This window comes from Streptomyces hainanensis (assembly GCF_004348415.1).
GTDB classification, from domain to species: Bacteria; Actinomycetota; Actinomycetes; order Streptomycetales; family Streptomycetaceae; genus Streptomyces; species Streptomyces hainanensis.
On the sequence record NZ_SMKI01000316.1, the window covers coordinates 1 to 9,302 of the forward strand.

Consider the following 9,302-nt stretch of genomic DNA (forward strand, 5'->3'; position numbering starts at 1 on the left):
TAGGTGTATAAGAGACCGGCCCCAGGTCGAGCTTGCCGTCGCTGCTGACGGCGCGGCCGTCACGGCCGTTGGCGGTGGCCGCCGCGGTGTAGATCGCGTCCATGGGTGGTCCCACTCTCTCTGTCGGGCCTTCGGCCTCTTCCGGCTCCTCGGGGTCTCCCCCGCCCCCAAATAGTTGCACACGATTGAGTTGTGCACAACTCAATCGCAGGCGACTCGGCTACCCTGAGGGCATGAGCACCGAGTACCTCCGCCTCGACCAGCAGATCTGCTTCGCCCTGCACGCGGCCTCCCGCGCCTTCGGCAACGTCTACCGGGTGGTACTGAGGGACCTGGGGCTCACCTACCCCCAGTACCTGGTGCTGCTGGTGCTCTGGGAGCACGGCGAGCTGCCCGTCAAACGGATCGGCGAGCTGCTGCGGCTCGACTCCGGCACCCTCTCGCCGCTACTCAAGCGGCTGGAGACGGCCGGCCTCGTGGACCGGCGGCGCAGCGCGGACGACGAGCGCTCGGTCACCGTCAGCCTCACCGAAGCGGGTCTCGCGCTCCGCGAGCGCGCCGAGCTGATCCCCCGCCGGATCGCCGAGGCCACCGGGCTGCCGCCGGCCGACGTCGTCGAGCTGCGCGACCGCCTCGCCCGCCTGACGGCGGCCCTGGACGCGGCCGCGCCGTGAGCGGGCCGGCCGCCGGCGCTTGACCCTGCCACCGGTGTCAGCCCCTAGCTTCGCCGCCATGAACACACCTCCCTACCGACTGGGCCGGCTGGTGCGCGGCTCGGGCCCCGGGCTGCTGCTCGCCCACGGCGCCACCGGCTCCGTCGACGCGAACTACGGCCCGCTCCTCGACGGCCTCGCCGAACGCCACACCGTCGTGGGCCCCGACTACCCGGGCTCGGGCCGCACCCCACGGGCCACCGAACCGCTGGACCTCGACCGGCTCGCCGACTCGCTGGTCGCCGCCGCCGTCGAGGAGGGCGTCGAGACCTTCGCCGTCCTCGGCTACTCGCTCGGCGGCGCCGTCGCCGTCCGCGCCGCGACCCGACACCCGGAGCGCGTGACGGCACTGGTGCTGACGGCGTCGTTCGCCCACCCCGGGCCCCGGATGCGGCTGATGTTCGAGGACTGGCTGGCGCGACTCACCTCGCCCGACCGCGAGGACGCGGCACGCTGGGCCGCGCTGCACGGCCCCGGCACGCCCTACCTCGACGGCCTCACCGCCGACCGGCTCGACGCGCTGGTCACCGGAGCCCGCACCCCCGCGCCGCCCGGCGCGATCGACCAGGTCGTGCTCGGCAGCGCGGTGGACGTCCGGGCGGACCTCGGGCGCCTCGCGGTGCCGACGCTCGTCGTCTCCACGCTGCACGACGAGATGGTGACCCCGCACCACCACCGGGCGCTCGCGGCCGGCATCCCCGACGCCGAGTTCGCCGAACTCCCCTCCGGCCACCTGCCGTTCGTCGAAGCACCGGACGCCTGGCTCGCGCTGACCCGGTCCTTCCTCGACGCGCACGCCGGCGCCCCGACCGGCTGACACGCCCTCTGGTCCGCGCCCGGATCTCGGGTCACTATCGTCGCGGAAAGAGGTGATCTCCATCGCTCTCGCGGCGCGGACCTTTTACCGATACTTATGTGACAATCCGGACTGCACGTGGCAGTCGCAGCTCACCGGGTATCAAGATCAGGCAGAGCAGCAGTACGCACAGCACGTCGAACGGCACCACGGCGGGGACCACGCCACCCCCTGCGCCCGCTGCGCGAGCGGCGGCCACGGGGCGGGCGAGCGCCGGAGCGGCCACGGAAAGCGGAAGAGAGCCACCCAGGTATGACCACGACCAGCGAACTGACCGCCCAGGCCGCCCCCGTCGCACTCAAACAGTGCCCCGGCTGCGGGGCCACCTGCCCCGACGACCGCGAGATCTGCCTCGCCTGCGGACACCGCTTCTGACCTCGGGTATCACCTTCTACTCGAACGGGTGAACTTACGCCGTTCGGGCGGTTCAGTCGATCATGGTGCCTTAGGGTCGAAGCATGGTCACATCCCGTCACGAGGCCGCACACCGGATCTTCCAGGAGCGGCCCCACCTCCTGACACCGGTCTTCCGGATCCTCGGCGTCGAACTGCCGGAACCGGCTGTCGTGGAGGTCGTCAACGGGGACGCCACGGAGATCCGGCCACTGGAGCGCCGGGTGGACAGCGTGCTGCGGCTCACCTCCCAGCGGGGCGAGGCGATGCTCCTCGCCATCGAGGCGCAGACCAGGCAGGATCCGGACAAGGCGAGCAGTTGGGCGTACTACCTGAGCTACCTGAAGTCGAAGTACCGGGTCCCGGCGCTGCTGTTGGTGGTCTGCCGCGACAAGGCGACGGCCGACTGGGCGGCCGGCCCCTTCCACCTGAACACCAACGGCTGGACATCGCTCCAGCTCAACCCCCTGGTCCTCGGCCCGGGCAACGTCCCGGTCATCACCGACCCGGCGGAGGCCGCCGAGAACCTCCCGTTGGCGGCGTTCTCGGCCCTGACACATGGCGACGCGCCGGAGGCCCCGGACATACTGGACGCGATGGTGTCCGCCCTCCGCGGCGCCGACACCGAGTCGGTGGACTACTACTCGCAACTCTTGGAGATCGGCCTCGGGGGCACCCGGGCACTCGACATCTGGAGAAAGCTGATGATCATCTTCTTCCCCGGCCGTGGCCTCGAGATCGAGGAGAGGTACCTGGAGGGCAGGGCGGAGGGCAAGGCCGAAGGCCGAGAGGAGGGCCGTGAGGAGGGCGCGCGGATGCTCGTGAGGGCGCTGCTGCGCATGCTCGACCAGCGCGGTGTGCACCTCGCCCCGGAGGCGCTGGAGCGGATCCGGACGTGCACCGACCTGGATCAACTCGCGCTGTGGATGGACCGCGTGTTCACCCACGACACGGCCGACGCCCTCTTCGCCCCCGCACCGACCGAGCGGTAGGTCAGCCCACCCCGGGTAGCGACGTGCACGCCGGCTGGCATCTGCGCGGCACCGGCTACCTCACCCTCGACGTCGTCGGCTGCTCCCCGCACCACAGGGACCCGCGTCTGCCGTGCCCGCTACGTACCGGCCCGGCCGGGGCCGGCATCCGGCCCTGAACCGTCCCGCCGCTGTTCCCGCCGCTGTTCCCGCCGGTCGCCGCCCGGTTCGAGCGGCGGCGAGCCGATCGCGCAGTGCCGGGTGCACTCGGGAGTGGGAACGGACTCGCCCTCGGCCGCCGGGGTGAGCTTGCCCGGCACGGTGACCAGCGAGACCAGGCCGCCGACCACCATCAGCCCGGCGCAGATCAGCACCGCCTTGCCGAACGCCGTGTCCACCGCGCTCGCGTTCCGGTACTGGTCGGTGGAGAGCCCGACGGCCAACGGCAGCGCGGCCACGGCGAACAGCTGCGCCACCCGCGCGGCCGCGTTGTTGACGCCGCTGGCCACCCCGGCCCGCCGCACCGGCAGCGACGCCAGCACGGTCGCCGTCAGCGGCGCCACGAACAGGCTCAGGCCGAGGCCGAGCACGACGACGGCCGGCAGCACGTCCTTCACATAGGAGCCGCCCGGGTGCACCCGGTGCAGCAACGCCAGCCCGCAGGCGGCCACCAGCGGGCCGAGCGTCATCGGCACCCGCGGCCCGATCCGCTGCGCCAGCGCCCCGGCGGGGCCGGAGAGCGCGGTGAGCAGCAGCGTCATCGGCAGCGTGGCGACGCCGGCCTGCAACGCGTCGTAGCCGAGGCCGTTCTGGAGCTGGGTGGGCAGCAGGAAGAAGGCGCCGCCGATCGCCGCGTAGAGGCAGAGCGTCACCAGGTTGGTGGTGGTGAAGAGGCGGGAGCGGAAGACGCCGAGCGGCAACATGGGGCGCGGGGTGCGCCGTTCCCACCACACGAAGGCCACCGAGACCGCCACGCCGCCGACCGCGGCCGGCCAGAAGCGGCCGATCAGCGCGTAGGTGACGCCGCCGAGGCCCACCGCGGCCAGCGCGGCCCCGGCGATGTCGAAACGGCCGCTGGCCTCCCAGTCGCGGCTCTCCGGCACCCGTCTGGTCAGCACCAGGACGACCACCGCGAACGGCACGTTGATGAAGAAGATCCAGCGCCACCCGGGCCCGTCCACCAGCCAGCCGCCGAGGAACGGCCCGAGGGCGATGGCGACCCCGCCGAGGCCGGACCACAGGCCGACGGCCTTGGCCCGCTCCTCGGGCCGGAACGACGACTGGATCAGCGCGAGCGATCCCGGCGTCAGCAGCGCGCCGCCCACGCCCTGCAGCGCCCGCGCCCCGATCAGCGCCGTCCCGCTGGGCGCCATCCCGCACAGCAGGGAGGCGATCGTGAACCACACCACCCCCCAGACGAAGACGCGCCGCCGCCCGTAGCGGTCCCCGAGGCCGCCGCCGAGGAGGATCAGGCCGGCGAGCGTGAGCATGTACGCGTTGAGGGTCCACTGGAGGTCGGACAGCGGGACGTTGAGGTCGGACCCGATCCGGGGGAGCGCGACGGTGACGATGGTGCCGTCGAGCTGCGCCATCCCGGAGCCGAGCACGGCGCTGGCGAGCACCCGGCGGCCGGTCGCGGAGTCGGTTCCCAGGTCGCCGGCCGCGACCCCGGCCGGCCCGGCACCCCGCTGCGTCATGGTCACATCATCGCCGCGGGTGGCGGCGTCCGCCGCTCGGGGCGCGCCCGGACCCCCGTGCCGGGCGCGGCCCCTCCTCCGGCCGTCGTCGCTCGTTCCCTCCACCGACCGTCGTCGCTCGTCCCCTTCACCAGCCGCCGGGCTGAGCCCTGTCCGGGCGACAGGGCCTAGCCGCCGAGGCGGTCCACGGCGGTGCGGGCGGTGGCGCGGAAGGCGTCGGTCGGCGCCGAGGCCAGGGTGCCCATCTCGCCCCACACCACGACCGTCACCAGGTCGCCGCTGCGGCCGACGGCGAAGAGGTGGACGTCGTCGGTGAGCTCGGGCATCGACGTCCCGACGCCGTAGACGCGGCCGCCGTCGCCGGCCGCTATCGGGCCGTGGTCGACCCACTCGGCGGAGGCGCCCGGGTACTGGCCCGCCCAGCCGTCCGCGCAGTTCTCGATGGAGGCGCGCAGGGTGGCGACCGTGCGGCGGGCGGCCGCCGGGCTGTTCCGGTCGATGATGAGCTGGGTGGCGTTGGTCTCCAGGTCGGTGTGGAAGTCGCGCCGCACCGTGCCGCGCTCCGGGACGGCGTTCTCCACGCAGAACAGCGGGTCGCCCGCGCCCCGGGTGAGCGGGCCGGCCGTCCACGGCGTCGAGTGCGGCGGCAGGTCGCCCGGCTCCAGCGGGCTCGGCGCGGCCTGCGTGGCTTGCGCGGACTGCGTGGCCGGCCCGTCGTGCGAGACGTGCGCGGTGGCGGTGCCGCCACCGAAGGCGAGCGTGCCGGCCAGCGCGGCGACGCTGATGGCGGCGGCGCAGGCGGTGCGGGCGAGGCCCGGACGGAGCGTCATGACGAAGGTCCCCCTGACGGAACTGAGGTGATCGTGCCAACGCGGTGCGCTGACGGGGCACAGCCTGGACCGGCCCCCGTCCCGCCCTCGACGGTCGCCGGCCGATCGGGCACGCGGGAACGCCGAAACCGCTCCTGACCTGCGGAGACACCTCACCCCTGGAACGGCGGCGCGGGACGGTCAGCGGCCCGTGACGCCCAGCAGGTACCGGACGGTGGCGGGCGTCTGCCCCATGGCGGCGGCCACCGCCGTCACCGGGTAGCCGAGCACCCGGTGCAGCACGTGCGCGTCGTACTGGGCCGGCGGCTGTTCACCGGCCTGGCGGTGGATCCGGGCAGTGAGCAGCCGCCAGGCGAGGGAGGCGGGGTTGGGGTGGCTCAGCACGCCGCGCCAGCCGCGCAGCAGTTGTTCGAGCACGGCGGCGACGTCCCGGTCGGCGTCGGGGTGCGGGCGGTGGTGGCGGGCGTAGGCGAGATAGCGCTCGCGGTGCAGGGCGAGGAACGCCTCGTAGTCGGGGGGTAAGGGCAGCGGGAACACGGTCAAGAGCGGTCTCTCGTGGTCACTGGTGGGTGGCGCCGGCCCCGGGTCAGCCGAAGGCGGCCGCCGGCGGGCCGACACTCCCGGCCCGCGCCGGGGCACTCACCGGCGTGTGCGGTGCGGGCGGGCGTGTCGAGGTACGGGTGGGCGCGCGGGCCGGGGAACGCGCGGGAGGGCGCGCCGCCTGCCACAGCGGCAGCAGCTCGGCCGGATCCCCGCCGCAGGCGGCGGTCAGGGCCTGGGCCAACTCCCAGGAGGGGCGGCGCTTTCCGGTGAGGACCCGGGACAGGTAGGAGGCGGACACCCCGGTCCGCTCCCCCAACTCCCGCAGGTTGCGCCCGCTCGCGCGCTGCAGCCGGGCCAGGGCGAGGGTCAGCTCGGTCGCCTCCGGGGACTCGCCGGCCGCGGCGTCCGCCCCCTGCTGGACGATGAACGCCCCGTTGGCACGGCCACGTTGACGCATCCGGCGGGCCACCCGGTCGGTGGGCCAGCGGCTGCGGAGCCGGCCGGGCGAGACGTTGAGCCGCCGGGCGATCTCGGCGGCCCGCACCCGGCGGTCGCGGGCCTGCTGCACCGACGCCGCCTCCAGGTCCTCCACCACCGGGCCGAGCCCGGCGGCGAGTTCCAGCACCCGGAGGGCGTGCGCCCCGCTGCGGTCGTCGGCCTCGGCGGCCCGGCCCAACGCCTCGACGCGGCGGGCGAGATCGCGGGTGATGTCCTGGAGGCAGGGCGTGAAACGTTGGGCGTTCGGTGCCGGCACGGCGTGTCCGGCCCGGTATGCGGCGTCCCGACACCGCTTGTCGCAGTACTCCTTGGGACGTCCGACGGGGTTGGGTTCGATCGGCTTGCCGCACTTGGCGTTCTTGCAAGGGGTCAACACACGTTCCCTGGGATACGTCGGTTTCTCACCGGAAGTCGGCGCGAGACCGGTCGGCCGCCGGGCGAAACGACGGTCGGCCGCCGGTACCGGCCGGCAGGGCGGGGCGGCGCGGCCCCGCTCGTCAACGGCCCGCGGCCCCGGCGGATCCGCCGGCGGCGGGCGTGGGAACGGGCGCCGCCACGCCGTTGACCTTCCTGGCAAGCGCCCGCCGCGTTCCTACCACCGCCTGGCGGGGGATGCTACGGTCGAACCGCAGCGTGCGTTCAGGAGGCATGTGCCCTCCACTGATCGAAGCTGACGTTTCGCGGGGCCCGGTCCCTGGTTGCCGCCTGGCCGGGCTCCGTCGTGTGCTGGGGACGCTACAACGTCAACCCTCCGATGTGCCAGCGCTACGAGACGTAATCGGAACGATCTTCATACGCTGGCGACGAATGCCCCCACAGATCGGGCTAATTGGTCAATCCCGGTCACGCCCCTGCCAGTTGGCATCGCTCGGCGACGTACTCGGTCAGTGCCCGGCCACGGCCGGCCAACCCGACTACCCTGCCGACCATGGCCGTTCCCTCTCATCCCGCCGAACTCTCCGCCTACGACCGGTCGCTGCCGCGCAAGCGGGTCGCCGCCGGTGTGCTGTTCCTCGACGGCGACGGGCGGGTGCTGCTGGTCGACCCGGTCTACAAGGAGCCGTGGGAGATCCCGGGCGGCGCCGTCGAGGAGAACGAGAGCCCGCGCGAGGGCGCGGCCCGGGAGGTCGAGGAGGAGCTCGGTCTCGTCCGCCCGCCGGGGCGGCTGCTGGTCGTCGACTGGGCGGCGCCGCGTCCGGGCAGGAGCGACGCCCTCACCCACGTGTACGACGGCGGCCGGCTCTCGCCCGCCGACGTCGCCGGGATCCGCCTGCCGGCCGACGAGCTGCGGGCGTTCGCGTTCGTCGAGCCGGAGCGGGTGGGCGAGCGGCTGATCCCGCTGCTGGCCCGCCGCGTCCAGGCGGCCGTGGCCGCGCGCCGGGACGGCCGGATCGTCGAGCTGCGGAACGGCTCCGCCGTCGACTGAGGATGCGAGGCGGGCCCACCGCTGCGAGCATGGGCAGGGTGGCCAGGGATCTCACGGAGTACCGGCGCAAGCGGGACTTCACCAGGACGACCGAACCCAGCGGCGGCGATGGCCCGCCGACGGCGGCGCCGCGTTTCGTCGTGCAGATCCACGACGCCACCACCACGCACTTCGACTTCCGGCTGGAGGCCGACGGCGTCCTGAAGTCCTGGGCGATCCCCAAGGGTCCCTCGACCGACCCGCACGACAAGCGGCTCGCCGTGCCGACCGAGGACCACCCGCTGGAGTACCGCGACTTCGAGGGCGTCATCGACCGCGGCGAGTACGGCGCGGGGCCGGTGATCATCTGGGACGAGGGCACCTACCAGGTCGAGGGCCGCCCGTTGGCGAACGCGCTGCGCCGCGGCCACCTGTCGTTCCGCCTCGACGGCGGGAAGCTGCACGGCGGTTACGCCCTCACCCGGTTCCGCCAGGACGCCTGGCTGCTGGTGAAACGCGCCGACCGCCACGCCTCCGACCGCGGCACCCCGGACCCCCAACGCGCCCGCTCCACCCGCACCGGCCGCACCCTGCGTCAGGTCACCGCCGAGGGCTGACCGCCCCGGCTCAACAGGCCGCGCGCCACCAGTTCGAGGGTGAGCGCCACCGCCACGGTCTGCGCCGCCAACAGGGCCAGCAGCACGAACAGTTGCACCGCGCCGGCCTGCGCCGGCGACGCCCCGCCCAGCAGCATCCCGACGAACGCGCCAGGCAACGTGACGAGCCCCACCGTCCTGGTCTGGTCGAGGCCGGGGATCAACGCCCCCGAGGCCGCCGGGCGCGCGATCTCCAGCCTGGCCTCCCGGGGCGGCAGCCCGAGCGCCAGCGCCGCCTCCACCTCACCGCGCCGCGTCGTCAGCTCCTCCAGGGCCCGCCGCCCGGCCAGCGCCGTCGCCGTCAGCGAGCCGCCGATCAGGATGCCGGCGACCGGGATCAGCGTGATCCCCCGCGCCGGCACCAGGCCCGTGGCCAGCACGGCCGCCAGCACCGGCACCGGCCCGGCGCCGATCGGCACCGCGGCCCACCGCCAGCTCCCGTTGTCGGTGATCCGCCGACCCGCGGTCCACACCGCGACCGCGTACATCACCAGCAGGAACCCGGCCAGCGCCGCCCAGGACCCGACGACCCAGCCGATCAGGAACGACACCGCCGCCAGCTGCACCACCGCCCGGCCGCCGGCGACCAGCACCGACCGCGCGTAGCCGCGCCCGTCGTCCCGCGTCAGACTCGCGAACGCCGCCACCCGCTCCCGCGACCTGAAGCTCTGGTTCGCGGACGGCACCAACTACCCGGGCCAGGACGACGTCCGATCCCGCCAGGACCGGCTCGCCGAGGC

The 9,302-nt window shown here is 74.1% G+C and carries 11 protein-coding genes and 2 pseudogenes; 7 read left to right on the forward strand and 6 right to left on the reverse strand.

What is annotated here, in order from left to right:
* Positions 1-103: pseudogene (locus E1283_RS25100) on the reverse strand (Ohr subfamily peroxiredoxin); the annotation flags it as partial.
* A 130-nt stretch (positions 104-233) separates the two neighbouring features.
* On the opposite strand from E1283_RS25100, the gene E1283_RS25105 reads away from it, so the two are divergent.
* The 4 genes from E1283_RS25105 (at position 234) to E1283_RS25115 (ending at position 2,954) form a co-directional block, all read left to right on the forward strand.
* Entirely contained in the window at positions 234-674 is a 441-nt protein-coding gene (locus E1283_RS25105; RefSeq protein ID WP_132820418.1) for a MarR family winged helix-turn-helix transcriptional regulator, read from the forward strand.
* 58 nt (positions 675-732) lie between these two features.
* The gene (locus E1283_RS25110; RefSeq protein ID WP_132820419.1) at positions 733-1,530 is read left to right on the forward strand and encodes an alpha/beta fold hydrolase; all 798 of its coding nucleotides are present in this window, start codon (positions 733-735) and stop codon (positions 1,528-1,530) included.
* A gap of 291 nt (positions 1,531-1,821) precedes the next feature.
* Positions 1,822-1,944, forward strand: coding sequence for a hypothetical protein (locus E1283_RS39505; RefSeq protein WP_279571291.1), 123 nt, complete (start codon positions 1,822-1,824; stop codon positions 1,942-1,944).
* 83 nt (positions 1,945-2,027) lie between these two features.
* Entirely contained in the window at positions 2,028-2,954 is a 927-nt protein-coding gene (locus E1283_RS25115; protein ID WP_132820420.1) for a hypothetical protein, read from the forward strand.
* 119 nt (positions 2,955-3,073) lie between these two features.
* On the opposite strand, the gene E1283_RS25120 is transcribed toward E1283_RS25115, so the two are convergent.
* The 4 genes from E1283_RS25120 to E1283_RS25135 all read right to left on the reverse strand — a co-directional run bounded on the left by E1283_RS25120 (position 3,074) and on the right by E1283_RS25135 (position 6,874).
* Positions 3,074-4,630, reverse strand: coding sequence for an MFS transporter (locus E1283_RS25120; protein WP_132820421.1), 1,557 nt, complete (start codon positions 4,628-4,630; stop codon positions 3,074-3,076).
* Between the two features lie 167 nt (positions 4,631-4,797).
* Positions 4,798-5,460: a hypothetical protein gene (locus tag E1283_RS25125; RefSeq protein WP_132820422.1), complete on the reverse strand. Its 663-nt coding sequence runs from the start codon at positions 5,458-5,460 to the stop codon at positions 4,798-4,800.
* 180 nt (positions 5,461-5,640) lie between these two features.
* Positions 5,641-6,003: a hypothetical protein gene (locus E1283_RS25130; RefSeq protein WP_132820423.1), complete on the reverse strand. Its 363-nt coding sequence runs from the start codon at positions 6,001-6,003 to the stop codon at positions 5,641-5,643.
* Positions 6,004-6,046: 43 nt separating this feature from the next.
* A complete protein-coding gene (locus E1283_RS25135) occupies positions 6,047-6,874 on the reverse strand; it encodes a helix-turn-helix domain-containing protein (RefSeq protein WP_132820424.1) in 828 nt (275 codons plus the stop codon).
* A gap of 555 nt (positions 6,875-7,429) precedes the next feature.
* On the opposite strand from E1283_RS25135, the gene E1283_RS25140 reads away from it, so the two are divergent.
* Positions 7,430-7,927 carry an NUDIX domain-containing protein gene (locus E1283_RS25140; RefSeq protein WP_132820425.1) on the forward strand — a complete coding sequence of 166 codons (498 nt, stop codon included), beginning with the start codon at positions 7,430-7,432 and terminating at the stop codon, positions 7,925-7,927.
* 29 nt (positions 7,928-7,956) lie between these two features.
* Positions 7,957-8,523, forward strand: a complete 567-nt coding sequence (locus tag E1283_RS25145; RefSeq protein WP_132820426.1) for a DNA polymerase ligase N-terminal domain-containing protein — start codon at positions 7,957-7,959, stop codon at positions 8,521-8,523.
* On the opposite strand, the gene E1283_RS25150 is transcribed toward E1283_RS25145, so the two are convergent.
* The gene (locus E1283_RS25150; protein WP_425086223.1) at positions 8,502-9,248 is read right to left on the reverse strand and encodes an ABC transporter permease; all 747 of its coding nucleotides are present in this window, start codon (positions 9,246-9,248) and stop codon (positions 8,502-8,504) included. The two genes, E1283_RS25145 and E1283_RS25150, sit on opposite strands and share 22 nt — an antisense overlap.
* On the opposite strand from E1283_RS25150, the pseudogene E1283_RS39975 reads away from it, so the two are divergent.
* A pseudogene (locus tag E1283_RS39975) lies at positions 9,205-9,302 on the forward strand (L-rhamnose isomerase); the annotation flags it as partial. The gene E1283_RS25150 and the pseudogene E1283_RS39975 sit on opposite strands and share 44 nt — an antisense overlap.